Below are 25,429 nucleotides of genomic sequence, written 5' to 3'. Positions count from 1 at the left end.
AAACTACAGAGAGAGACCATATGCAGACTTCAATTGATCTGTAGACAGGTTGAAGTAGAAGTAGGCAAGAGCAGTTTGAGAGAGATAAATGTTAGGAGATCAGGATGCGGTGGCCATGATGCCGCAAAGGAGTGAGGGTATTGTCACAGACAGGGAATAGTGCTTCTGCCGGGAAGGAAGATCTGCGGCCCGGAAAGGGAAGTAAGCTGGGATATGTCGTAGCCGGGGCCATTCTAAGCTGTAGCTTCGGCACACAGCCCACTCGGCTGAAGCGCCCGCTAAGCCATGGTGTATATATCAAAGGCAAGGCGCAAATGAATGTCGGCGATTGTGAGCCGGGAGTGAACATATCTGGCTTTGGCAGGTGCTGGTGTAAGGCCAACCCTGCGGTGAAGGCGAGCAAACTGGTAGATATCTACGGAGTGCCCAAAGCACCGTGTGTCCCGGTCATCACGGGAGCATGGATTGGAGGCAAGAAGGATGTGCTGATTGAAGGTCAGCCAGCGCTGCTGCAAAGCTGCTCTAACGCCTGCATGTATGGAGGCATGATTCGAATTGACGATGATGGACAGAACCTCGACTGAGCGGACGTTCATCACAAGGAAGGGAAGACAGGGGAGGAACAACGAGATGAGGAAGAATGGTGGTGAGTGAGATTCCGACCAATCAGAGCACAAAAGTAGAGCCCAGTCACATTCCACTGCATCGGCTGGAGTTGTCAGCGCCATTTGCACTGCAACGGATTTCAGACATGCGAATGAGCCGCCCACTGCACAATCACGCCAGACTGTTCCTGATGGGAATTGTAGATGAGGAGCAACAGGGACGCGTGCTAGAGCAGGCCCGAGCGGATCAGCCGCTCATACTTACGCTCCGAGGGGAGGAGGGTCAGCCCGCACGGACGCTGTTTCATGGAGAGCTCCAGCAGGTGCGCATGAGCATGGTTCGAGGGGTATACACCGTAGAGCTGGAGGCGGTGTCTCATACCTATCAACTGGACGTCAGACCACGGACGCGTTCTTTTCAGGACTCGCAAATGACGTACGCTGAGCTTATTCGGCAGGTGCTAGAGCTTTATCCCGATGCGGACTGCATCCAGATGGTTGGCGATGAAGTCAAGCTTGGTGAGCTTCTCGTCCAGTATCAGGAGACCGACTGGGCATTCCTGCAACGGATGGCATCCCGTTTTGGAACGGTGCTGGTTCCTGAGGTGACGCTTCCTGGTCCGAAGCTCTGGTTCGGCGTACCCGAGGGACGCTCCGTCAGCTTGGACAACGCCCATTATCGGCTGAGACGGAGCTTCGATAAGGACGCCACGGCGGAATTCAACCATATATTAGAGAGCGGAACACAGGCCCAGCCGGGAGATGAGGTAGAGTGGGCGGGAACGAACTGGACCGTCGGTGAGATCACGACGAGCACCCAAAGAGAACTGTTGCTCCATGAGTACCGCCTGATGCCTGAAGGTAGCATTCATAAGCCGCTGCAACACAATTCAAGATTGACAGGGGCCATCCTGGAAGGCAAGGTGCTGGAGGTCAAGGAGGATCGCCTGCGTGTGCATCTGGAGGTGGACGAGCAGCAGGACCCTGCGAAGGCGTGGTGGTTCCCATACGGAACGCTCTATAGTGCCGAGGGGCATAGCGGCTGGTATGTCATGCCGGAGGTGGGCGACCAGGTTCAGGTCTATTTTCCGAATGTACGGGAGGCGGAGGCTGTGGCAACGGCCTCGATCCGTCGGGCCAAGTCAGCGTCAGCGAGGCTGGCTGATCCCCAAGTGAAGGTGTGGGGTACGGCGGCGGGGAAGTCAATACAGCTCAGCCCCTCTGAATTGACGCTGACGGCGAGCAGTGGAAAGGTAGACATCCGACTTCACTCTGGTGGCGTGCAGGTGAGCAGTGACAGCAGCCTGTCGGTCTCTGCCAAGAGTCGTCTGTCGCTCCATGCAGATCGTCGTGTGCAGGTGGATGCAGGTAGTGCCATCTATCTGCATGCCGGAGGCAGCAGTCTCGTGCTGGACGGTGAGACCGATCTGCGCTCAGCACAGGTGAAGCTGGAGGGAACGGTGAAGCGCCCAGTCTTCGTAGCGGATCTGGAGCCGATCTGGGAACCGCCTATTGCCGGAGCCCCGACTCCCGGAGACTCGCCGGACGCTTCCGGGGGAGAGGGTGGAGATTCCTCGTCAGGTCGCAGCTCTTCGAATTCGAAGGGAAGTGAAGGGGGCCAAGCTCCTGCGGCTAATCTGATGGGGACGCAACTCAATGCGCTGAAGCTGGGTCAGGCAGTGGCGGGTATGATCCCAGTCTTAGGTGCAAGCCCGGTGGTCGCTGCTGTTGGTGCCGTTGTCGCTGTGGCAGTCGCTGGTGCGATGCCGTTCATGGGCCATGTATCATCAGGAGGAGCCAGAGGACGTTCCAGTTCGAGCATATTCGGTCAGCATCTATTGTCGATTGTGGGTGGTCCGCTGCTGGGCAAGGCGTATACCGCTGCCAGAATGTTCGGCAGAACGCCGATGGCCGAAGAGCTCATTAAGGCCATGAAGGATGAGATGAAGCGGAAGCAGCGGTATAGTACGTATATGGCTCTGCACATGGAGAAGGATATGCTAAGGCCGAATGCAGACATCGGCAAGCAGACACTAGCGGAGATCAAGGCAAGAAATCCAGAGAGCAAGTTGTACGGTGGAGAGCAGGAAGGGTTCTATCAGGCGCAGCAGTACTACTTGGTGTGGCTTTATGGGAGCAAGGCAACGGAGCGCTTGAGCCAAGAGGAATTGGGGCATAACTCATACCTCATCTATCAATTGCACAGCTTGCAAAAGAAAGGCCAGGATTTATCGAAGTTAACGGTTGAAGAAATGGACCGACTGTCATTTGAAAATGCGAGTCGGTGGTTTAAAATTGATTCAGCGGTTGTTACTACTTACGGTGCAGGCACCGCGTATATGGAGGGCAGAGCCCTAAGCTCGACGGTAGGTAAGACAACTGTAGATCCGCAGCCTAAGGAGAAAGGTGGCCCCGGTGTTAACCGTCCGATTGATGAATTTGACGATACATTGAATTACCAGGGAGCTGCAAATAGTCGTAAGACTGAGGGGACAGGAAATGTTAATTGGAATCTCGATGATTTAAAGAATACGGATACTTTTAAAAAAGGAACGACGAGCAACGCATTAAATCATATTTTTGAGGGCGAAATTATAAAGGGACAAGCAGTTGGATTTCATTATGAAGGTATGCCAAATAGTAAGGGGAAAATTGTTGGAAATGTTGATACCCCTAATGAGTATGGTGTATATAGAGCCAATATAGAGGTTGATGGAATACTAAAGAAAGCGAAGACTACGTTTTTTCCGAAAGATTGGACACCGCAACAAGTAATTGACGAGATAAATATAGCTTTCAATAACAAAGTTGTTTACAAGAATAATAGATATAGAGGGACTGCGAGTACAGGAATGACTATTGAATTTGTTGTGAAAAATGGGAAAATTACATCAGCATATCCGTTGTATTAAGAAGAATGGAGATAACAACATGATTAAATATTTGTATACAACTGAATTCAATGAAGATTTTAATGAGGTTATTTTGGATTTCGGTATAGATACATCATTAAAGAATGGTTTTCTGATTAGTAATTCACTAGGTTCGGATGTTTTTGGCGATTTTGCTACTGTAAAGGACGAAATCGAAAAATTACTTGAATTACTATCAGGAAAGGTAACTTTATACGAAGGTGGGGGAAATGTGAACTTAATAAAATCAGATGAATTTTTTACAACCATTGAAGATATCTTTGCTGAAGATGATGATGAAGACAGCACATGTAAAATTGAGACTTTAGAATATACAAAGATCATACTGGTCTGGGCAAAAGAAAATTTTCAGTATAAGTGCCAGAGAGGCGTTATGTTAAGAGAAGAAGCAGAATTAGCAGTGGATTGGATAAATAAAAAATGTATTGAGGTGTATGAACTACAGAGTCGACAGGATATGTAAAGAGTTTTATGTAAACTTTTTAAATTCTCTACAACAAGATCGTACAGTACAACCAACAAACCAAATACTAAAAAATGTATAAACACTTGATAAAATTTCAAGCTCATTCCCACTATATGAGTAGGAATGAGCTTTTTTGTGTGTGGAAAGGTAGACATCCGACTTCACTCTGGTAGCGTGCAGGTGAGCAGTGACAGCAGCCTGTCGGTCTCTGCCAAGAGTCGTCTTTCGCTCCATGCAGATCGTCGTGTGCAGGTGGATGCAGGTAGTGCCATCTATCTGCATGCCGGAGGCAGCAGTCTCGTGCTGGACGGTGAGACCGATCTGCGTTCAGCACAGGTGAAGCTGGAGGGAACGGTGAAGCGCCCGGTCTTCGTAGCGGATCTGGAGCCGATCTGGGACCGCCTATTGCCGGAGCCCCGACTCCCGGAGACCCGCCCGGTGCTTCCGGGGGAGAGGGTGGAGACTCCTCGTCAGGTGGCAGCTCCTCGAATTCGAAGGGAAGTGAAGGGGGCCAAGCCTCCTGCGGCTAATCTGATGGGGGCGCAACTCCATGCGCTGAAGCTGGGTCAGGCGGTGGCAGGCATGATTCCGGCTTTGGGAGCAAGCCCGGTGGCCGCTGCTGTGGGTGCCGTTGTCGCTGTGGCGATCGCTGGTACGATGCCGTTCATGGGCCATGTATCATCAGGAGGAGCCAGAGGACGTTCCAGTTCGAGCATATTCGGTCAGCATCTATTGTCGATTGTGGGTGGTCCGCTGCTGGGCAAGGCGTATACCGCTGCCAGAATGTTCGGCAGAACGCCGATGGCGGAAGAGCTCATTAAGGCCATGAAGGATGAGATGAAGCGGAAGCAGCGATATAGTACGTATATGGCCTTGCATATGGAGAAAGATCTATTAAGGCCGAAGATAGAGAAGGAGACTCTGGCGGCGATCAAAGCACGCAATCCCGATAGTAAGCTCTATGGTGGAGAGAAGGAGGGCTTCTATCAGGCGCAGCAGTATTATCTAGTATGGCTTTATGGAAGTAAGGCTTCTGAAAGACTAAGCCAAGAGGAGCTTGGACATAATTCATATCTCGTGTATGAGCTGGATAAGCTGCAAAAGCAAGGTAAGGACTTATCGACGCTAACGGTTGAAGAAATGGACCGACTGTCATTTGAAAATGCGAGTCGGTGGTTTAAAATTGATTCAGCAGTTGTTACTGCTTACGGTGCAGGTACGGCGTATATGGAGGGCAGAGCCCTAAGCTCGACGGCAGGTAAGACAACTGTAGATCCGCAGCCTAAGGAGAAAGGTGGCCCCGGTGTCAACCGTCCGATTGATGAATTTGACGATACATTGAATTACCAGGGAGCTTCAAATAGTCGTAAGACTGAGGGAACAGGACAAGCCCCTAAAATTGAAATAAGTGAGCAGGTCAGTAATGCTGAAAAATTACAAAGATCATACCATTATTTAGGGCGTGTCTTCAAACTCAAGCAAGCCACACCATAATGGATGCCAAGGCCAAAAAAGACTTGAACGTACACGCTAATTTATCATAACGAGTCGCCAAACGACGATAATTCTTTACTTTATTAAAGAAGCATTCCACCAAATGGCGCTCTTTGTAGACATCACGATCGTATTTTAGGGTCATTCGGCGATTTTTCTTTCCGGGAATCACCGGTATGGCCTGTTGTTCCTTCAAAAAGACCCGAATAGCATTCGTATCATACGCTCGGTCGGCCAAGACTTGCTTCCGGGTCAGTTTCATACTTTTAAGGATGTTGAAACCTTGGACGGAGTCATGTGCTTCGCCTCCGGTCAAGTCGAAGCGAAGTGGATTTCCTAACGCGTCAACTACCGCATGAATTTTCGTGCTTAATCCACCTCGGGAACGTCCGATCGCTTGCTTGCTTTGCCCCCTTTTGCGCCTGATCCATGCTGGTGAACTCGCACAATTGTGGCGTCAATCATCACGCTTTCCTCGTCAGGATCGAGGGAAACATGCTTTAGCACTTCATCCCAAATACCCGCTTGCTACCAGCGTCGAAAGCGGGTGTAGACGGATTTCCAATTGGGGAAGTGGTCTGGAAGATCACGCCAAGGGGCGCCTGAACGAGCCACCCAAAGCATTGCATTTAACATGATTCGATTGTCCACTGCGGGACGTCCTCCTTGTGGTTTTCGTTCAGGTGGGAACAAATCTTGAATTAGCCGCCATTGTCTCTCGTGAATTTCGTATCGTGTATTCATTTAATATAATTAACCCATGTATTACCATTTAATCAGTTTGAAGACACGCCCTAAAGGAGAAAAGAAATGTATAGAATACTTACAGAAAAAGACGAGATTGACCAATTGGTTGAATCTTATTTCTGGATTATCGATTTTCCAAGGGCTTTAGAGTATTTCGGGGATATTGAAAGGCATGGATATGGATCAGGCCCACTAGAGGTACAGTTTTCAACCTATCATGAACCAGAGGAGGAGTACTACATTGGAGACAAGAAAGTGTGCTTTATAGGAGAACCGCCAGCTTATGACAAAGATGTAATGGCAATAATGGAATATGATAAATTTTATAACTATTTAATTTTCTTTAGTACGAAACATCTTGACGAGCACCCAGAAGATAAAATTAAGATTAATAGTTTATTAGAAATAATAAAAAACAGATTGAGTATATAACTCTAACAAAAAGATAGAACAAGACAACCATCCAAGCCACAATGCGAGATATCCGCCCGTATTGTGGTCTTTTTTTGCCCTTGTTCTTGCTTCAGCTATTAGTGAAGTACCTTTACCAGTACCGAGTGAGTTGGGTAACTAAACCCTGGCAGACATAATCTAAGTAATTGCGGTATGAAAAATGAGATGAAGCGGAAGTAGCGATATAGTACGTATGGCGCTGCATATGAAGAAAGATATGACCTATGAATTACTGGAAAATGAAACAAGAAAACAACTGGACAAGATTCTTTGCAGCTTATGGAATACTGACCCTTATCATGACTTAGAAAAGGTATAAATAATCAAAACTCAGCTACAACCTATCAGCAAGATGCTAGATAGAAAAGGCCTCATAATCTATGTACTTCCGTACATGAGATCATGAGGCCTTTATCTCATTATTTCAAAAAGCTGTTACTCTTCCATTACATATTCATAGGCTTCCTTCAGACCGCTGCGTAGATCATAGCAGGGCTTCCAGCCAAGCAGCCGAACTGCCTCGCTATGATGCAGCACGCTGTGCCGGATGTCACCAGGCCTCTCAGGCTCGTAGCGTACCTGGAAGGGCTGAGAATGCAGCTGACGCAGCTCATGCACCAGTGTGTTCAGCGAGGTAGGTGTCGTGGTGGCGATCTGAATGATGTGCTGGTGGCCCCGCCTAACAGCGGCCAGGTTGGCTGCGACGACATCCTGCACATAGACAAAATCCCGTGTCTGCTGTCCGTCTCCATAGACGGTCAATGGCAGACCTTTTTTCAGACGCTCCAGGAAAATAGAGATGACACCACCCTCTCCCTTGGGTGTCTGTCTTGGTCCGTATACATTCGCATAACGCAGAACAGTGTAATCGAGGCCATAGAGCTTGTGGAAGACACGCAGGTAAGATTCTGGTGTGAGCTTGGAGATCCCGTAGAAGGAGATAGGCTCCACCAGATCCTCTTCCCGAATGGGGAGCTGATCCAGCTCTCCATAGACGGCACAGGAGGAGGGATAAATGACCTTCCGCACTCCAGCCAGCCTGCAAGCCTCCAGTAAATGAGCTGTTCCGGCAATGTTCACTGTGGCATCGTAGCCAGGATTCTTGACGGAATATTGCACATCTGCCTGTGCGGCATGGTGGAACACCACCTCAGGCTGGATGCGGAGCAGCAGCTCCTGTGCTTGAGGGCTACCGATGTCACACACGTGCAGATGAGCTTGTGGGGACACGTATTCCTGTTTGCCTGTTGAAAGATTGTCTATAATGTGGAGTTCTGCCCCTGCAGAGAGCAGGGCATCGACCAGATGGGAACCGATGAATCCCGCTCCCCCTGTGACGACAGCCTTCATGACAGTCGGCCCGCTTTCATCTGATTGCGGAACCAGTCAATCGACAGTTGAAGCCCCTCTTCCAGCGAAATACGCGGTTCGTACTGTAGCAGATTGCGAGCACGAGAGATGTCGGGTACGCGCACGGGCATGTCTTCATAGCTGCTTCCATAAGCATCGATATATGGAATGTATTCAATCGTGGAAGAAGACCCTGCAATAGTGCGAATCTTCTCGGCCAGATCGGCAATGGTAATTGGCTTCTCGGAGCCAATGTTGAATGCCAGTCCGTCCACCTCCCTCTCCATAGCGGCAATGGTGCCCTCGACCGCATCGCTGATATATGTGAAGCAGCGAATCTGCGATCCATCGTTGTATACCTGGAGCGGCTCACCAAGCAGGGCAGCCTTGATGAACCGGGATACGACCCCGCCATAGGGAGAGGAGGTCTGGCGCGGACCGTAAGCGTTAAAGTAACGTACGATGCTGACCGGGAGTCCTTCCTGTGCATAAGCAAAGCACAGATGCTCATCCGTTGCCTTTGCTGTCGCATAGCACCAACGATTGATGGAAGGTGCACCGAGCACCCGGTCCGAATCCTCACGGAACGGAAGTTGTGTGTTGCGCCCATAAATCTCCGAGGTGGAGGAGAACACGACCTTGATCCCGCGCTCGAATGCCAGCTTCAGAATATTGCGGGTACCGTCTATATTCCCCTCAATGACTTTCAGCGGATTCTCCACTGTATTCTTTACACCAAGTACGGCAGCCAGGTGAAAGATAACGTCACATTCGTCCACGAGCTCGCGAAGCACGCCTGCATCCGTCACAGAGCCCTGTATAAAGATATGATTCGGATTGTGGGATACCTGTTCAAGGAAATGCAGTCGACCTGTAGACATGTCGTCCAGCGTCCATACCCGATGACCGAGCTGGAGCAAGCGTTCTACCAGATGTGAGCCAATGAAGCCAGCCCCGCCGGTTACCAGAATGTTCATGCTTGACACCGCCTTTAATAGATTTTGTAGCTGTACTGGATCACTTGAATGATCAGATTAGGATGATTTTGCTGCGATCCTTGACATGCTTGGTAGCATTGCGGGTATCGATAATCAGATTGGAGACGGACGGGAGCTGCTCATAGGGGACAGAAGAGTGGTCAGACAGAATCAGCACACAATCGTGCTGCTGGATGTTTCTTTTGGTAAGTGGGATACTCTGAAGCTTCGCACGTCCTACGGTAACCTCGGGAATATACGGATCGGAGTAGCTTATGCGGACACCGAGCTGTGACAGCTTCTCCATGATTGGAATGGCTGTGGATTCCCGCATGTCATTGACATCCTTTTTGTAGGTGATACCGAGGACCAGGACACTACTCTTGTTCAGTGCCTTGCGGGCGGACAGGGACTGGCTGACCTTTTGTACGACATAGTTGGGCATGAAGCGGTTCACCTTATGGGCCAGATCAATGAATGTCAGATCGTAGCCGTATTGCTTGGCCTTCCAGAGCAGGTAGAGTGGATCAACGGGAATACAGTGTCCTCCAATGCCGGGTCCAGGATAATAGGGGGTAAAGCCATAAGGCTTGGTACTCGCTGCATCAATGGCTTCCCAGAGATTAATGTTCATCTTCTCGCAGAGCACCGTCAGCTCATTGATGAAGGAAATATTAACCAGCCGTTGGCAATTCTCCAGGATCTTGGTGAACTCGGCCACTCTCGGGGATGATACGACAACGACTTGATCGAAGATACTTTCATAGACTTGCTGTGCAAAGGCTGTGCATTGTCTTGTCACGCCGCCAAGCACCTTCGGAATTGCATGTAGAGCAGCTTGCTGCGGCCCCGGATCGATACGCTCGGGAGAGTAAGCCAGATGGATTTCTTCACCGACCACAAGTCCCTTGGCCTCCAGCATGGGCTGCAAAATCTCTTCCGTTGTTCCCGGATACGTTGAGCTCTCCAGCACAATCAACTGGCCCTTGTGCAGGTGGGGGAGCACGGCTTCCATAGCTTTTTTGACGTAGGTGAGGTCAGGCTGGCTGTCACGGTCCAGTGGTGTAGGCACACATATGATAATGGCATCTGCATGCGTGACATCGGCGAAGTCGCTGCTGACCTGGAAGAGCCCGTCCGCGAACAGCAATCGAATCTCTTTGGCAGAGAAATCCGAAAGATAGCTTTGATGCTGCAGCAGCTTCTGAATCTTGCTATTATCCACATCGATTCCATAGACGTGGTGTCCCTTACTGAGGAAGAGCTGAGCCAAGGGGAGTCCTACATATCCTAATCCGATTACGGCAATGTTGAAGGTTGACTTGTTCATGTTTTCACTCCTTTTCCAGTGCTTGTATATCCTACTCATTCGCTCTTCCAAACGTATAGATTAAAGTACCGTCAGCGCAAAAATGGTAGAATACCATGCCTGTTCCAGGATTCAAGAGATTATGGTGAATGGCGCTATGAATGGCAGACGTCATGGAAAATGGTTGGATGTCCCTGACGGTGACAGACACCAGCACATAGAATAGTGTGAAATGTCTTGGGGAGGTGCTGGATTAGGTGAGAATTTTGCTAAGTACGTATTTTTACTTGCCCCATGTCGGCGGTCTGTCGACCTACGTAGACACGCTTAAGCAGGGGCTTGAACAGTTGGGACATGAGGTGGATGTGTTCGCCCATCACCCGGATATGGCGCATTATTACATGTCGAACAACGGTCGCAAGCTCAAGAAGTCACTTATTGAGGAACGGGTACATGGTCAGCTCAGCGCTTATTATGAGCAACACATGCCACATGTGGAGCACTGGATTCGTTGGCGGGATATCGAACGCTATTGCTTCGAGATTGCGGCAGCCTCCTTCGGCCTGGAATCCTACGATCTGATTCATACGCAGGATATTGTCTCTACCCGAGCCCTGTGGAGGGTGAAGCCGAAGAAGACGCCGTTGGTGGCCACCATACATGGCTGTATTGCTACGGAGTTCCTGCACAATGGAGAGGTTACAGGAAAGAACACACTAGCTTGGAAATATGCTGCGGCTGAGGAGCTGTATGGTGCTACCTCCAGTCATGCGACAATGGTGCCCTCTCGCTGGCTGCAGCAGCTGATGGTATCGGACTTCGGTATTCCGAACCGTCATGTAAGGGTCATGCCCTACGGCATTGATGTAGATGCCTTCATGGCACGGACGCAGCAGCCGACAGAAATAAGTGCAGCAGAGGGGACCAAGGTGATCGTGTGTCCAGCCAGATTGGTGCCTGTCAAAGGACACAAGTACTTAATTGACGCACTGGCTCGCTTGAAGCAAGACCGTACAGATTGGGTGTGCTGGCTGTTAGGAAATGGACCACTCAAGGAGGAGCTACAGCAGCAGACGCAAAGGCTCGGCCTGCAGGAGCATGTCCTATTCTTGGGAGATCGCGCAGACGTACCAGCCTTGCTCAAGAAATCGGATATCTTCGCGCTGGCGAGTCTGCAGGATAATCTGCCGTTCTCCGTCATGGAGGCTCAGCTGGCTGGGACTCCCGTCGTAACGGCAGGAGCCGGTGGTATTCCCGAGATGGTGCAACATGGCAAGACGGGCTTCATTTGCCTTCCAGGACAGAGCAATGCGCTATATAGACACCTCAAGCGTTTGCTGGACAATCCGGGGCTACGGGCTCAGATGAGTAAGCAGGCCCAGGAGTGGGCGATGGAATACTGGTCCATGTCACGCATGATGACTGAGACGATGGAGCTCTATGAAGAAGTGACGAATCAACCTAGCTAAGAGAAAGGAATGACGCATATGGCTTATCGTATGGGGCTGCTCAGACAGACCAAATGCGCTGTGGGCAGACCAACCCAAAGCAGACGTACAAAAAGCGAACGCACCAAAAGTGAACGCACCGCGACTTGGGGTTCTGCTCGTAAGCGACGCCGGTCAGAAGGCTTGAAGAGTCGGAAAAGAAAGCCAACGTCGTATAGCGGTAGCGGTGGGGGAGTCAAGCGACAGGCGAGAAGACTCAGAAGGAGTACTCAGGCCAGGGGGAGCAGAGGAGTGAGACAACGGAAGCCGAAGCAAGTGAAGCAGTTTAAGCCTAGTAGTCCATTGCAGCAGCAGAGAAACCACTTCATAGCTCCTGCACTACCGCCATGGCCTGGAGCGCCGCAGCAGGCTGAGGCTTGCCCACCTGAGCAGATGCTGCAGCCGCTGGCGCCCCCAGTACCCCCAGTACAGCCTATAGCAGCAGCACCTACTTCTGAGCAGCTGATTCAGCAAGTACACCCGTTGCACCCAGTAGAGCTGTCGGAATCGGTGCTCCCGAATCTGGCCGCAGCGGCACTTCAGCATGAAGGAGAGGTAGCAGGCGGCGATGAATGGGGAGCCCATTCTGCAGCGTTCATTGCCGAGCATTCCGGATTTACTTCTGAGCACTTAGCAGGTGAAGCTGCCGAGCAGGTATCGTCTCATTCTGTTGAAGTTGTCGAGCATGTACCGTCTCATCCTGTTGGGACTATTCCGTCGTCAGTTCAGGAAGAAGCAACTGAGGCTCCTTTTGTTGCAGGGCACACGGTGCAGGAGAACGATATAACGAACGATATAACGAACGATATAACGGATACAAGCGTTTGGGGCGCTCCTGTAGCTCGCGGAGCATCTCCTGATTCAGCTGCAGGCGAGCCTAGAGTCCGGGAGCATACTGTCCCAGAGGAGGATATACCTGTAATCACCCGGCTGGAGTTGGACCCGGCTTTCCTGGAGGTATTGTTGACATCTTCACCTGCAGCCTTGTCGAGTGCTAAGGGCATGGGAAGAGATGAAGGAGTGGGGACGGTCCTGTCTAAGGATGAGATAGATCAGCTTGCCCTTCAGGTCAGCCCGCCAGAGCTATAGTAGTTGTTGTAGATGCTGCTTGAGCCTCTTTGGGAAGGGGTTATGAGGGGACGTTTCTTATAATGCGCGAGTGTGCAGGGAGCAAGGGGAGCGATACTTTCAAGAAAAAAAGATTCAGTGTAAATCAGCCTTCAGTATGCTGCTTCCCCGGCGTCTGAAGGTTGTGTTTTTGTACTCAGCTGGGAGAGCCTAGAGCAGTGGATTTGCTAGAACATCACTAAATTGCAGGATGCATGCCCCATCTAGCTCTTGTAGCTTACCCTTCCATGTCTCAACGGGTCTTTGCCCTTTCATTCCTTCGTTACACCTGACAAGGAGAAGGAGGGTCATACTGCATTAATGATCACTGTAACGTCCTTCAGTGCCCATTTGCCTTTCCAGCTGAAGGCTTTGGCAGCTCTCCTCTAGCTCCTTTAGCCGCTTGATTATACATGAAGCACAGTACAATCCATCCTCCCCTGCCTTCAGCGATTCGGAAGAGCTCATTCCAATTACATTTTGAGCTCCGGGCTGAAGCATCCGCATCGACAAAAGCCCATCATCTTACGAGTCGCGTCTACCAAGGATACCTTGCGTGCGTCTGACTGAGGTCAGATACTAATTTATTTAGAGGGAAAGAGCATTTTTTTGCGAAAAGGGTAGATTTTTCTCAAAATCTTTGTTATTTTTGGGATAAAATATAATTTATATTAATCAATTCAATTAAGTCTAATATTTTCATATTTCGCAGTTGGTTACAAAGGTGATGAGCTTGTCATGTAGAAGCTTTTATGTAATAGGAGTAGGTTTGTTCAAACACCAAAAAGAAAGCGCTTCCTTTTTTTAGAGTTCGGCTGCTACGTGTCCTAAATTTCGAGCACCGATACTGACTCACAATCACCCACACCTTCTGTACCTCACCCAGGAACTCACCTATAAGAGCCACGAATCTCACTTGTAGTTGTCAGTTTTCTCATGTCGAAATCGTTTTAGAAAGGGGGTGAGCATTCACGACTCATCCGTACGCTCGCTAGCGTGCGCACATCGTGTCAGAACAGAGGAGCAAGCTTGCTATTCTCACTTTATACAAAGGAAAGGTGGTACTATGAAGACAAAACTGAAAGCGGGACCCAAAAAACAAAATACGCTTCGTAAAGGTATGAAGCACATCCTCGCCGCCACCGTGCTGGCGGCGGGAATTTTTCCTTGGATGCCTCCGAGTGGTACTCAGGCTGCAGAAGCCCATGTGGATAATCCGTTTATTGGTGCTACGGCTTACCTGAACCAGGATTATTCCGACCTAGTCGATACATCCATTGCGCTTACCACTGATGCCTCATTAGCAGCAAAGATGGAAACGGTTAAATCCTATCCGACAGCGGTATGGATCGACCGCATAGCAGCCATCTATGGGGGAGATAACAATGCCGGACGCAAGAGCATCGAGGAGCACCTGGATGCCGCTCTGGCACAAAAGAAAGCCGGTACACCCATTACAGCTTCATTCGTCATCTATAATCTGCCTGGCCGTGATTGCCACGCCTTGGCTTCCAACGGAGAGCTGCCGCTGACGCAGGCTGCCCTGCAGACGTACAAAACAGATTATATTGATGTTATCGCTGATATCTTTGCCAATCCCAAATACCAAGATATTCGCATTGTCACCGTTATTGAGCCCGACAGTCTGCCGAATCTCGTAACCAACCTTAGTACCCCGGCTTGTGGACAGGCCAGCTCGACAGGGATTTATGCGGACGGAGTGAAATACGCTCTGGACAAGCTGCATGCGATCCCGAATGTCTATACGTATCTGGATATCGCCCATTCCGGCTGGCTCGGATGGGATAACAACCGCTCAGGTACAGTCTCCTTGTATACGAACGTGGTTAGGGAAACAAAGGCTGGTCTGAACAGTGTTGACGGCTTCATTACAAATACGGCTAACAGTACTCCCCTCTTCGAGCCGAATCTGCCCAACTCGGACTTGAATGTTGGAGGACAGCCGATCAGATCCGCCAAGTTCTATGAATGGAATCCGTATTTTGATGAGACGGACTTCACAGCTGCACTCTATTCTGATTTCGTACAGGCGGGCTGGCCGAGCAGTATTGGCTTCCTGATCGATACCAGCCGCAATGGCTGGGGCGGCGCGAATCGTCCAACAGTTGCGTCTGGCAACGATATTAACACGTATGTAGACTCCGGTCGTGTCGATCGTAGGGACCACCGAGGCAATTGGTGTAACAACAGTGGAGCAGGTATCGGTGAACCACCTACGGTAGCGCCTGGTCCTGCACATCTGGATGCCTATGTATGGGTCAAGCCTCCAGGTGAGTCCGATGGTTCTAGCTCTGAAATTCCCAACAATGAAGGCAAAGGCTTTGACCGGATGTGTGATCCAACGTTTACAACCCCTGATGGCGTGTTGACAGGTGCCCTACCTAACGCACCCATCTCGGGCCACTGGTTCCATGATCAATTCGTGATGCTGGTACAAAATGCATACCCTGTGCTCTCAGGCACTGACAATGGAGGCGGCGAACCAACGGCTCCAGCAGCTCCAACAGCACTGAAAGCAACAGCAGGCAATGAACAGATTGCACTAAGCTGGACTGCTTCCACAGGCGCAATGAGCTATAACATCAAGCAGGCACTAAGTGCCTCCGGTCCATTCACAACGGTAGCTTCCGATGTATACACTACATCCTACACGAATACAGGTCTGACTAATGGAACGACCTATTATTATGTCGTTAGTGCCATGAATGCCGTTGGAGAGAGCATTGATTCCTCCGTTGCTTCCGCAACGCCAGAGAGTGTGGTGGCTCCGAGCGGCGATCTGGTATTGCAGTACCGCACAGGAGATACCAATGCAACGGACAGCCAGATCAAACCAAACTTCAATATTAAAAACATTGGCAATACTCCTGTTAGCCTAAGTGATCTCACAATCCGCTATTACTTTACCAAGGAAGGTACGGCAGATATGGATTCGGCAATCGACTGGGCCCAGGTTGGCAGCGAGAACATTCAACGCACTTTCACGGATTCGTATGTGGAGCTCAGCTTCACAGCTGCAGCTGGTTCGATTCAGCCAGGCGGACAATCCGGGGATATTCAGCTTCGTATGTACAAGACAGATTGGAGCAATTTTGATGAAACGAATGATTACTCATATGACTCTACCAAAACATCGTATCAGGACTGGGAGAAGGTGACGCTCTACAAAGACGGTATTCTTGTCTGGGGTATTGAGCCTTAAGCATGTCTTCTTATAGCTCTACTTGTAGGTGCTTCCCTAATTCAGACAGGCAAACCAACCGAACCGATTTTCGGATTTGATTAGTTAGCCTGCACGTGCTGTTGAAGCAACCGTCATTCTCTTAATCTAGGGAATGGCGGTTTTCTCTGTACTCAAGGATCCATCCGAACAACAAAGGACACGGAATGTACTATATTCCTTAACACCTATGTCCTGACTGTCAAAAAAGGGATACCCTTGACTCTCAGCGTAAAATAGAAGTAGACCAACTATCACACAAAGGAGGTTCGCATGGAGCGAGACTCATATATAGACAGTTTCTTGAAGGAACACTTTGACGGAAATGATCTGAAGAAGCCTTTGTTTTACAACTCCCGCATAGCCATTCGATTCGAGATGGGGGCAGATGTGGAGGAGCCCGAAGCAAGAGCTGCGCAAGTGAAGCAAAGGGCCGTAGCCTTATATAATGCCTTGAACCAGCCTGAGGACGATGTGCTTGTGATGCTATTTGTGGACAAGTGGGTGGATGAGCCTGTGGATGCGCTTGAGCAGGAGGTTACGGAAGCCTTCAATACCTATATAGACCAGAATCACATAGGGCCACTAGGTAAAAAAGAACAGGAGTATCGGTATAAGGAACCGGATGATTCCGATGATGTGATGACGATTCGGTATGCGGTGCGTGTGAAATCCAGATATGTGAAATTAGCTGACCTTATGGAGGCCATTGCTAATCAGACGTTGGGGCTGAAACCTACGGTAGATGGCGACATATATGTGTTGAACACAACGAACAGGACGATTTTTCATCTCTATGATGATCGGGGACTGGATATAGTAGCTGCGGACAGAGAGACGCTGAGACCGATATATGAGCAGTATAACGGCTGGATTTTGGACTATGACCGTGACAGAATTGATGCCACATTCAACTAACCCATGCCATGATTCAGGGAACGCTTACTATCACTAAGAAATGATCGCAAGACATGAATTGAATGTAGCAAATGTGTTTGTTTTGGTACCTACAATGACCCGATGCACTCATACAAATATAAGCTTATTAGGAGGCTTCACGATTGTCTGACCTCTTGTTGCCAGAGCGCTTACTGCCAAATCACTTACTTATAGTATTTTTGCTGAATTTGTCTTTATTTCTCCTGCACGAAATGGATGCGATCAGACATGCGGAGTGGAAAATGTTTGTCGTGCTCAAGGAAATGGAGGATTCCACCGCATATAAAATCTTCACAGCTATTCATCTACCTCTGTACCTAATCATTCTGTATTTCCTGTTCAGTCCTCACCAGACCATTGTGTTCTGGGTTCTCGATCTGTTTTTCATGATTCATGCTATATTGCATCTTTTGTTCGAAAAACACCCCCAGAATGGAATGAAAAATATGTATTCCAGATCCATTATTTATGGTATGGGTATCCTGGCAATGGTTCATGTCATGTTACTTTTCTAATGAATTAATTGTGCGAATGTTGTGGAGCATGTTCATGTTCCATGACATTCTTTTTTTTTATTGTAAGGAGCACCATATCATGGATGAGTATGTCACATTAAAGGACATAGTGAGTTAACTTTTAATAAAGAAAGCGCTATCAATAACTCTTTTTATCCTTCTCGCACAATAAACCCGCAATCATTTTGGCAAAGTGGTACATTGTAGCCCTCTTCCGAACTAGGTAGACTTGATCTCAAGATGAACAGCTTAGAGAGGATGTGTAACCATGCCACTTCAAAAAACATTATTGGCCCTTGAGGCTCTGGATAGTGCTTATGTTACAGGAGAGAGTGTGAAGCAGTTGTTTGCTTCCTACCCGCGTGTGTCGGTAGAGGTAAAGACGGTGCAGGGGGAAAAAGGTAGCACGGATTTTGTGAAAATTGTAGTGCCAGGAGCTGACGGGAAATCAGGCGGTGGGCAAGCCCCAACGATGGGGATCGTCGGTCGTCTTGGCGGCATTGGAGCACGCCCCGGGCGCATTGGTATCGTCTCGGATGCGGATGGTGCAGTAGCTGCAATCGCTGCGGCCTTGAAGCTGGCAGATATGCAGACGAAGGGAGATGTGCTTCGCGGAGATGTCATTCTGACGACCCACATCTGCCCAGACGCGCCGACACTGCCGCATGAGCCGGTTGATTTCATGGATTCTCCTGTAGACATCCAGCAAATGAATGAGCAAGAGGTCCTGCCCGAGATGGAAGCCATTCTGTCGATTGATACGACCAAGGGCAACCGTGTCATTAATCATAAAGGGATTGCGATCTCGCCGACGGTCAAGGAAGGCTATATTCTGCGCATTAGCGAGGACCTGCTGCGACTGATGGAGATGGCAACAGGACAATTGCCTGTGACCTTCCCGATCACAATGCAGGATATTACGCCTTATGGTAATGACCTGTACCATATCAATTCAATTCTGCAGCCAGCCGTAGCTACACATGCTCCGGTAGTAGGTGTCGCCATTACAGCTCAGGCTGCTGTACCAGGCTGCGGCACGGGAGCAAGCCATGAGATTGATATCGCTACGGCGGTTCGATTTGCCATTGAAGTTGCCAAGGAGTTCACCGGCGGGATTTGTTCCTTCTATGACGCTGCGGAATTTGAGCGTATTCACAGCCTCTATGGCTCTATGAAAGTGCTGCAGACCTCGGGTGCTAAGTCTGGTAGCCCTACGGCCTAATTCTTGAATCCTACAGCTTGATAGGCTAGTACCTTGACCTGATCAAATGAGTGTAGAGCCGCTGCAAGCAGGGAGCCCTGTCGACCTCTGTTAAGCTTGCTGTTCTTTCGAACGAAAATGAAAAGCTGATGAACAGCAAGCTTAAAGGAGGCCACTGTCGTTTCTCTAGGGCTTCCCCGCTTTCCGCTAACCACTACGCTCTCCAGATCATTCAACCTGAAACCAGATTCGGTCAAGGCAATAATAGTCGAATGGTCTAATACTCGAATGGTCTATCACTCTAAGTATCAGTGACTCTGCAACTGTGCCATAACTTAGAATGCAGAGTCATGATGAACAGGGCAAAAGGAGCCGATGCTATGAAGCAGCTTGGTATGATTACGATTGGACAGTCTCCTCGAACAGATGTGGCTCCTATTATTGAAAAATATCTGGAGGGCCGTGCGGAGCTTGTGCAATGTGGAGTACTGGACGAGCTCACACCTGCTCAGATTGCAGAGCTGGCACCAGAGCCCGGGGAATATGTGCTGACCTCCCGTCTGCGTGATGGTTGCGCCGCGGTTGTATCCCGGGAACGAATCAGACCGATTCTGGAACAAAAAATTCGGGAGCTGGAGGAGCGCGGCATCCTGAATATATTGCTGCTATGTACGGGATCATTTCCAGGGCTGCGGGTAGACCGTGCCCACCTGATTGAGCCAGACCGCATTATCCCCCCAGCAGTTGAAGCGCTGGCTGATGGTCGTAGGCTAGGACTGATTGGCCCTCTACCGGAGCAAGCAGATCAGCTGGGGCAAAAGTTTACCTCTACGCCTCCACCTCTTTTTGCAGCAGCATCCCCCTATGCTTCAGGAGAAGCGGAGTTCCGCCAGGCAGCACGAGCGCTGAAGGATCAGGCCCATTTGATTTTGCTGGACTGCATGGGGTATGATGAACGACACCGTCAGTGGGTAAGCGAGGCCGCGGAGGGAGTTCCGGTGATGTTGTCGAATGCATTAATGGGCAAGCTCGTCTCCGAGACGGTATGACCTATAGGCATAGAAGGAGGCAATACCAATGAGTCAAGAGCGTATCGAGATTAGCAAGCATGTACTGATTCAGTGTCTGGGGCTACGCCCTGGTGAGAATCTGGCAGTCGTGGCGGATGATGCCAAGCGTGAGCTGGCAGAATCCATCTATGAGGCAGGCAAGGCGCTTGGTGCGGAAGCGGTGCTGCTGGTTATGAAGGAAAGAAACCGATCAGGTGAGGAGCCACCTGCTCCGATCGCTGAAGCCATGGCTCGTGCCGATGTAGCTGTCTGCGTGACACGTCACTCGGTGACACACACACAAGCACGCAAAGCGGCAGCGGCTGCAGGTACAAGAGTCGCGACGATGCCGGGCATGACGGATGACATGTTCATGAACGGAGCCATAACGGCTGAATATACCGAAGTGAAGGCTCTGACCGAACAAGTGACAGACTTGCTCTCCCAAGGGCGCGAAGTCCGTATCGAGAAGGATGGACAGGTGCTGTCGTTCTCCATTCAAGATCGTCCAGGTGTTCCAAGTACAGGGATGTATTTGAACCCAGGAGAGTCCGGGAATCTGCCTTCCGGTGAGGCCTACATCGCACCTGTGGAGGGTCAAGCACACGGCAGTATTGTGGTCGACGGCTCGATCGCAGGAATCGGTGCATTATCTGAGCCGATCACGCTGACCGTGGAGAATGGTCGTCTGGTTGCAGCGAGCGGAGCAGAAGGAGCGAAGCTGCTGGAGATTCTGGGTGAAGGTGATGGACGCCTACTCGGTGAATTCGGTATTGGGACGAATGACAAAGCCCGCATTACTGGTGTGGTGCTGGAGGATGAAAAGGTGTACGGCACGATTCATGTAGCTTTTGGCAGTAATAACACTTTTGGAGGGACTATTGCTGCGGGTGTACATATCGACGCAGTGGTCTGCAAGCCGGATGTGTATATTGACGATGTCCTGATCATGCGGCAAGGAGAGCTGCTCTCCAAATGACAGGGATCTGCCCGTTGCTGGGCACAAGGAATTATTCAGAGAACAGCACGTGGAAGAGCGGATAAGCACGATACATACACCATGCTAAGTACACATGCTAAATACAATATCTTAAATACAATATGCTAAATATGTGAAGACAGTATGTCAAATACAACCTGCTACATAAAGGCATCTTATATGCACAGTACGATACTTTCGAACAGTTCATCTGTAATGTAATAAGACTGTCTCGTAGATAAGGTGCAGGGCTTCATTAATTACAACTTCATTACACATCAGCTAGGAGGCGGACGGATGTTAGGGATGATTCGGGTAATTACGCTAGAGCAGGAGGAAGCGGTTCATAGGCACGGGGCCTTGCTTGAGGCGAAGTACGGACTCCCCGTTATCAGTCGCTGCATTCCAGACCAATCGCTGGGTGTGTACGATGAGGCTACGGAGCAGGAAGCCATTCCGAAGATTATTGCCTTGGCTCGTGAATTAGAGAAATTAGGCTGTACAGCTATCGGGATTAGCTGTGCCGCCGATCCTGGTCTGGCCGAGGTGAGGGCGGCGACCGGCATACCAATATTTGGAGCAGGCTCCTGTACTGCTCATCTGGCCTTAACCGCTTCAGAGCGCATTGGAGTGCTTACCATTCTGGAGGAGGTACCACCGTTGATTCGCTCCATTCTAGGGGATGCTTTCGTAGGGATGGAGCGTCCTGAGGGGGTGGTGACGACGGTGGATTTGAATACACCAGCAGGTAAGACAGCTGCGCTCGAGGCGGCCCGGCGATTGCAGAGACTGGGTGCTGACTGCATTGCATTATCCTGTACGGGCTTTGCAACGATGGGGTTCGCCGCCGAAGCAGAGCGAACGCTCGGCATCCGCGTGCTGGACCCGATTCTCTCGCTGGGAGCCGCCGTGGCAGCTTCGCATGTCGGGGGAAAATGATCTTCCTTCTGTAGACGAACAACCTTGTGCAGATGAACAACTAAGCAGAGGCTGCTGCATTTCCCCATAGTAAACGCAATACAAGACTAGCTGGGAGCTGGCTTGTGTGCAAATAGCACCGGTTGGCTAAATGCCTGCTCGGTGCTATTTTGTATGATTGGAGATATTTATAACTCAATGACTATGTGATTCTATGATTCATGGTTCTACGCTTTATGTCTCCATGTCTTCATGTCTCTATGGCTCTATGTTCTGTGGGCAACAATCCAACCAATGGATTGGGGGATAAGATTTTATCCACTAGACCACTTTACTCCTTCTAAGTGATAACGTAATGAATTTTTTTATGTATCCATAAATTTCATATAACAACATGAAAATAAAGTCTATTTTCATGAAAACAAGATAATAAAAGAAAAAGTCTCAGGAATTTCCGTTTTGTTTACGAATGGAGTCTGGTACACTATCTGGAACATTAACACATGATGAAATGACAGTAACGACATAATACGTATAAGAAGACATAGCAGATCGGGAAGGATTTATCATCATGAGTGCCACTACCGGGTCATAGGGGGCGATAGACTTGAGAACGACAGGAATTACACTGCAGGAGCTAATGAATATCTCCATACTCAGCAGAGCCAAGGTGATTAGTGGACATCAGGGATTGGACAGGGTCGTCCGTTTCGTGGATATTATGGAAGTTCCAGAGCTGAAGGGCTGGCTGCGAGAAGGTATGCTTATGCTGACGACGGCCTACTCCATCCGACATGATCCTGCGATCTTGGGTGAGCTGATCTATACGCTGAATGAGGCGGGAGCAGCTGCGCTGGCAATCAAGCCCGCTCGTTTTCTCAAGGAAATTCCTATAGAAGCTGTGAATGCCAGCAATGAATGCGGATTGCCTATACTCGAAATTCCGCCGGATATTCCTTATATGGATATTACCCAGCCCATCATGGAGCTAGTGCTCCATCGTCAGGCTGCGCTACTGCGCCGTTCGGAGGAGGTCTATCGCACGTTGACCACGATGGTCCTCGAAAATAGCGGCATTCAGGCTGTTGGTGACAACGTAGCTGATCTGCTGCAGGCTCCTGTTGGCGTTATTGATAATGCAGGAAAGATTATCGTCTCATCTCCACAGAACTATAACTGGAAGACGACGGAGCATGCCCCGTTATCATGGGAGATTAACCTGGATCGGAGGCGGGTCGCACGATTGCTGGTGGACAAGCCAAAGCTGGATGAGATGGAGGAGGTTGGTATCGAGCAAGCACGACTGGTGCTGTCGCTTGAACTGATGCGCAACAAGGTGGCAGAAGACACCGAGCATCGGCTACGTGGCAATTTCATTGACGAACTGCTTACACCTCCTCTGATGTCAAGACACGAGGCTGAAGCTCGCGGCAGCAAGCTGGGGATGAATCCACAGCATCTGTGGGAGGTCGCTGTTATCGAGGGGGAGGATGAGCCGAATCAGGAAAGTCTGACTGCCCTGCTGGAGCTCGAAGCCAGACAACGTGGTGTAACGCCGCATATGGAGTTTCGCTCGAATCGGGCAGTCTTGTTCTTGCCTACACCCGATTACAGACCAGGCATTGATGATACGGAGAAGCCCTGTGCCTGGGCCAAGACGGTAGATGGCTGGCTGCAGGATTCTGCGAATCGGCTAGGGGGCTTCAGAGCCGGGATAGGCAGCCCGGTCCAGCTGTGGAACATGCACCAGAGCTACGGAGAAGCTCGGAATGCATTGAAGGTATCTGTACGCCTGTACGGATCACGCACGACTCGCTTCGAGGAGGTCGAGGTCTACCACCTTCTTGGGGAATCCATTGAGGATACGGGCTTCGCCGCACTGTTCGAGCGCAAGCTGGGCAAGCTGTGCCAGTACGATCAGGAGCATGCAGGGGACCTGCTGCGTACATTGTTCTATTACCTGGAGAGTCGGGGGAGCCTGGTGGACACGGCTCAGCGTCTCTATATTCACCGCAATTCTGTAAAATATCGGCTAGAGCGTATTCGTGATATCGTAGGCTTCGATCTCAATCAGCCGAGGGAGCAGTTCGTATGCCACTTATGTCTGGTGTACTACTATTTAAGACAGGATGAGCAGGAAGGCTGAGACTTCATCCATGGGGGAAGCAGTCCTTACAGGGGGCGATTGAATTGGTGAAATCGAACGATTCGTACACAGCAAGACAAACGTTCGCTACATTGCAGGACAAACGTTCGCTGCATCCCGATCTGTTTCTTGTCGAAATACGCCCATAAGAACTTTATAATGTGACTTAAAATGACACGGAGAGGTACATTAGTGCACAACCGACAAACGGTTGTGCTTTTTTTTAGCTGAAATGGACGTAGTTCAGCCCTCGGATTCTATGTAAAATAAGCACAATTACTAAAGAGCAAGTGCCGCAAACCTGAAGTACAATGTCCGAGCTACAAGATGTTCCAGCGCGATAGGCAGCTTTCTGCTTGTACTGGAACGATGAACGATTGGAATGAATCGAATGCAGAATGCTGAAGAAGAGATGCAATTGGCACACAGCAAGGTGATGACAACAGAGATAAAAAGGGGTTGATCCATTGTTTGCTTTTACAGTCCGCAGGCTGCTGCAGATGATTCCGGCATTAATCGGTATTATCATCATCACGTTCATTCTGTCCAGGGTCCTGCCTGGGGATCCTGCGCTTGTGATGGCGGGAGAACAGGCCACGGATGAGGTCATCGCGAAGATTCGGGCGGACATGGGGCTGGATAAGCCGTTATTCATGCAGTTCTTCGCTTATGTAGGGCAGCTGCTGCAGGGTGACCTGGGCTTCGCCTATCATACCGGTCATACGGTCATGAGCGACTTTGCCACCCGCTTCCCGGCGACGATTGAGCTGACCCTGGCGAGCATGATTATTGCTATCTGTGTAGCCATTCCAGTAGGTATCATTGCTGCTACACAGAAGGAATCGATTATTGACCATATTTCACGGGTGTTCTCGCTGATCGGAGCCTGCGTACCTATTTTCTGGCTTGGTCTGCTAGGCATTTATATTTTTTATTCAATTCTAGGCTGGGCTCCTGCACCCATGGGACGCATCAGCGGTGATCTGAATCCGCCGACGAATATTACAGGCTTGTATGTAGTAGATAGTCTGCTAAGTGGCGATATGGTTGCCTTGAAGAGCAGCCTCGCACATCTCCTGCTTCCCGCGATCTGTCTGAGCACAGGTACGATGGCGATTGTGGCACGAATGACCCGTTCCAGCATGCTGGAGGTGGTAGGACAAGATTATGTTCGCACCGCACGGGCCAAGGGCCTCAGTGAGACGGCAGTTATCGGAAAACACTCTTTGATCAACGCACTGATTCCGACCATGACGGTGCTTGGACTGCAGTTCGGCGGACTCATGGGGGGGGCGGTGATCACGGAGACGATCTTCTCCTGGCCAGGTGTCGGTGGCTATGTGACGGATTCGATCCTCGCAGCCGACTATGCACCGATTCAAGCATTTACGCTGGTCAGTGCCATCTTGTTCAGCTTCATCAACCTGATTGTGGACCTGGTGTATGGATTAATCGATCCACGAATCCGCTATGAATAATTTCTCAGTAACGATGGGTGCTGTGAAAGGAGGAA

General features: G+C 49.9%; 19 protein-coding genes and 1 pseudogene. 16 read left to right on the top strand and 4 right to left on the bottom strand.

Features of this window, described 5'->3' with window-relative positions:
* The first annotated feature begins 140 nt into the window (after positions 1-140).
* The 4 genes from MKX74_RS22170 to MKX74_RS22155 all read left to right on the top strand — a co-directional run bounded on the left by MKX74_RS22170 (position 141) and on the right by MKX74_RS22155 (position 5,498).
* A complete protein-coding gene (locus MKX74_RS22170; RefSeq protein WP_133567931.1) occupies positions 141-584 on the top strand; it encodes a PAAR-like protein in 444 nt (147 codons plus the stop codon).
* A gap of 62 nt (positions 585-646) precedes the next feature.
* On the top strand, positions 647-3,517 hold the full coding sequence (locus tag MKX74_RS22165; RefSeq protein WP_341179869.1) for an EndoU domain-containing protein: 2,871 nt from the start codon (positions 647-649) through the stop codon (positions 3,515-3,517).
* A 19-nt stretch (positions 3,518-3,536) separates the two neighbouring features.
* The gene (locus tag MKX74_RS22160; RefSeq protein WP_341179868.1) at positions 3,537-4,001 is read left to right on the top strand and encodes a hypothetical protein; all 465 of its coding nucleotides are present in this window, start codon (positions 3,537-3,539) and stop codon (positions 3,999-4,001) included.
* A 126-nt stretch (positions 4,002-4,127) separates the two neighbouring features.
* A complete protein-coding gene (locus MKX74_RS22155; protein WP_341179867.1) occupies positions 4,128-5,498 on the top strand; it encodes a hypothetical protein in 1,371 nt (456 codons plus the stop codon).
* Here MKX74_RS22155 and MKX74_RS28250 read toward each other — a convergent pair.
* Positions 5,479-6,242 (bottom strand): annotated as a pseudogene (locus tag MKX74_RS28250) (IS5 family transposase). The gene MKX74_RS22155 and the pseudogene MKX74_RS28250 sit on opposite strands and share 20 nt — an antisense overlap.
* Positions 6,243-6,308: 66 nt before the next feature.
* On the opposite strand from MKX74_RS28250, the gene cdiI reads away from it, so the two are divergent.
* Complete coding sequence (cdiI, locus tag MKX74_RS22145; protein WP_341179866.1) at positions 6,309-6,677, top strand: ribonuclease toxin immunity protein CdiI; 369 nt, start codon at positions 6,309-6,311, stop codon at positions 6,675-6,677.
* Positions 6,678-7,133: 456 nt separating this feature from the next.
* On the opposite strand, the gene MKX74_RS22140 is transcribed toward cdiI, so the two are convergent.
* The 3 genes from MKX74_RS22140 to MKX74_RS22130 are packed head-to-tail and all read right to left on the bottom strand — an operon-like array spanning position 7,134 to position 10,355.
* Complete coding sequence (locus MKX74_RS22140) at positions 7,134-8,048, bottom strand: NAD-dependent epimerase/dehydratase family protein (RefSeq protein WP_341179865.1); 915 nt, start codon at positions 8,046-8,048, stop codon at positions 7,134-7,136.
* A complete protein-coding gene (locus MKX74_RS22135; protein ID WP_341179864.1) occupies positions 8,045-9,025 on the bottom strand; it encodes an NAD-dependent epimerase/dehydratase family protein in 981 nt (326 codons plus the stop codon). The genes MKX74_RS22140 and MKX74_RS22135 overlap by 4 nt, the downstream gene beginning before the upstream one ends.
* Before the next feature lie 52 nt (positions 9,026-9,077).
* A complete protein-coding gene (locus MKX74_RS22130) occupies positions 9,078-10,355 on the bottom strand; it encodes a nucleotide sugar dehydrogenase (RefSeq protein WP_341179863.1) in 1,278 nt (425 codons plus the stop codon).
* Positions 10,356-10,591: 236 nt separating this feature from the next.
* On the opposite strand from MKX74_RS22130, the gene MKX74_RS22125 reads away from it, so the two are divergent.
* The 11 genes from MKX74_RS22125 (at position 10,592) to MKX74_RS22075 (ending at position 25,394) form a co-directional block, all read left to right on the top strand.
* Entirely contained in the window at positions 10,592-11,803 is a 1,212-nt protein-coding gene (locus MKX74_RS22125) for a glycosyltransferase family 4 protein (protein ID WP_341179862.1), read from the top strand.
* An 18-nt stretch (positions 11,804-11,821) separates the two neighbouring features.
* The gene (locus MKX74_RS22120) at positions 11,822-12,910 is read left to right on the top strand and encodes a hypothetical protein (protein WP_341179861.1); all 1,089 of its coding nucleotides are present in this window, start codon (positions 11,822-11,824) and stop codon (positions 12,908-12,910) included.
* A 1,084-nt stretch (positions 12,911-13,994) separates the two neighbouring features.
* Entirely contained in the window at positions 13,995-16,151 is a 2,157-nt protein-coding gene (locus tag MKX74_RS22115) for a glycoside hydrolase family 6 protein (protein WP_341179860.1), read from the top strand.
* Positions 16,152-16,442: 291 nt separating this feature from the next.
* The gene (locus tag MKX74_RS22110) at positions 16,443-17,087 is read left to right on the top strand and encodes a DUF3885 domain-containing protein (protein ID WP_341179859.1); all 645 of its coding nucleotides are present in this window, start codon (positions 16,443-16,445) and stop codon (positions 17,085-17,087) included.
* A 143-nt stretch (positions 17,088-17,230) separates the two neighbouring features.
* Positions 17,231-17,623: a DUF6713 family protein gene (locus MKX74_RS22105; RefSeq protein WP_341179858.1), complete on the top strand. Its 393-nt coding sequence runs from the start codon at positions 17,231-17,233 to the stop codon at positions 17,621-17,623.
* A gap of 268 nt (positions 17,624-17,891) precedes the next feature.
* On the top strand, positions 17,892-18,845 hold the full coding sequence (locus MKX74_RS22100) for a DUF1177 domain-containing protein (RefSeq protein WP_018885518.1): 954 nt from the start codon (positions 17,892-17,894) through the stop codon (positions 18,843-18,845).
* 359 nt (positions 18,846-19,204) lie between these two features.
* Positions 19,205-19,873 (top strand): AroM family protein, encoded by a 669-nt coding sequence (locus tag MKX74_RS22095; protein WP_341179857.1) that lies wholly within the window; start codon positions 19,205-19,207, stop codon positions 19,871-19,873.
* 28 nt (positions 19,874-19,901) lie between these two features.
* Positions 19,902-20,852 carry an aminopeptidase gene (locus MKX74_RS22090; protein ID WP_028591562.1) on the top strand — a complete coding sequence of 317 codons (951 nt, stop codon included), beginning with the start codon at positions 19,902-19,904 and terminating at the stop codon, positions 20,850-20,852.
* 297 nt (positions 20,853-21,149) lie between these two features.
* Complete coding sequence (locus MKX74_RS22085; RefSeq protein WP_341179856.1) at positions 21,150-21,791, top strand: aspartate/glutamate racemase family protein; 642 nt, start codon at positions 21,150-21,152, stop codon at positions 21,789-21,791.
* A gap of 586 nt (positions 21,792-22,377) precedes the next feature.
* Entirely contained in the window at positions 22,378-23,916 is a 1,539-nt protein-coding gene (locus MKX74_RS22080; protein ID WP_018885514.1) for a PucR family transcriptional regulator, read from the top strand.
* 467 nt (positions 23,917-24,383) lie between these two features.
* Positions 24,384-25,394 (top strand): ABC transporter permease, encoded by a 1,011-nt coding sequence (locus MKX74_RS22075; protein ID WP_018885513.1) that lies wholly within the window; start codon positions 24,384-24,386, stop codon positions 25,392-25,394.
* Positions 25,395-25,429: the final 35 nt, after the last annotated feature.

It is taken from the genome of Paenibacillus sp. FSL K6-1230 (assembly GCF_038002385.1).
GTDB classification, from domain to species: Bacteria; Bacillota; Bacilli; order Paenibacillales; family Paenibacillaceae; genus Paenibacillus; species Paenibacillus massiliensis.
The sequence above is the reverse complement of the archived record's forward strand: the minus strand, read 5'-3'. Positions and strand labels throughout refer to the sequence as shown.

Coding starts and splice junctions, on each gene's coding strand:
- MKX74_RS22160 (WP_341179868.1), top strand. CDS start 3,537: ATGATTAAATATTTGTATACAACTGAATTCAATGAAGATTTTAATGAG.
- MKX74_RS22155 (WP_341179867.1), top strand. CDS start 4,128: ATGAGCTTTTTTGTGTGTGGAAAGGTAGACATCCGACTTCACTCTGGT.
- cdiI (WP_341179866.1), top strand. CDS start 6,309: ATGTATAGAATACTTACAGAAAAAGACGAGATTGACCAATTGGTTGAA.
- MKX74_RS22140 (WP_341179865.1), bottom strand. CDS start 8,048: ATGAAGGCTGTCGTCACAGGGGGAGCGGGATTCATCGGTTCCCATCTG.
- MKX74_RS22135 (WP_341179864.1), bottom strand. CDS start 9,025: ATGAACATTCTGGTAACCGGCGGGGCTGGCTTCATTGGCTCACATCTG.
- MKX74_RS22130 (WP_341179863.1), bottom strand. CDS start 10,355: ATGAACAAGTCAACCTTCAACATTGCCGTAATCGGATTAGGATATGTA.
- MKX74_RS22120 (WP_341179861.1), top strand. CDS start 11,822: ATGGCTTATCGTATGGGGCTGCTCAGACAGACCAAATGCGCTGTGGGC.
- MKX74_RS22115 (WP_341179860.1), top strand. CDS start 13,995: ATGAAGACAAAACTGAAAGCGGGACCCAAAAAACAAAATACGCTTCGT.
- MKX74_RS22110 (WP_341179859.1), top strand. CDS start 16,443: ATGGAGCGAGACTCATATATAGACAGTTTCTTGAAGGAACACTTTGAC.
- MKX74_RS22100 (WP_018885518.1), top strand. CDS start 17,892: ATGCCACTTCAAAAAACATTATTGGCCCTTGAGGCTCTGGATAGTGCT.
- MKX74_RS22095 (WP_341179857.1), top strand. CDS start 19,205: ATGAAGCAGCTTGGTATGATTACGATTGGACAGTCTCCTCGAACAGAT.
- MKX74_RS22090 (WP_028591562.1), top strand. CDS start 19,902: ATGAGTCAAGAGCGTATCGAGATTAGCAAGCATGTACTGATTCAGTGT.
- MKX74_RS22085 (WP_341179856.1), top strand. CDS start 21,150: ATGTTAGGGATGATTCGGGTAATTACGCTAGAGCAGGAGGAAGCGGTT.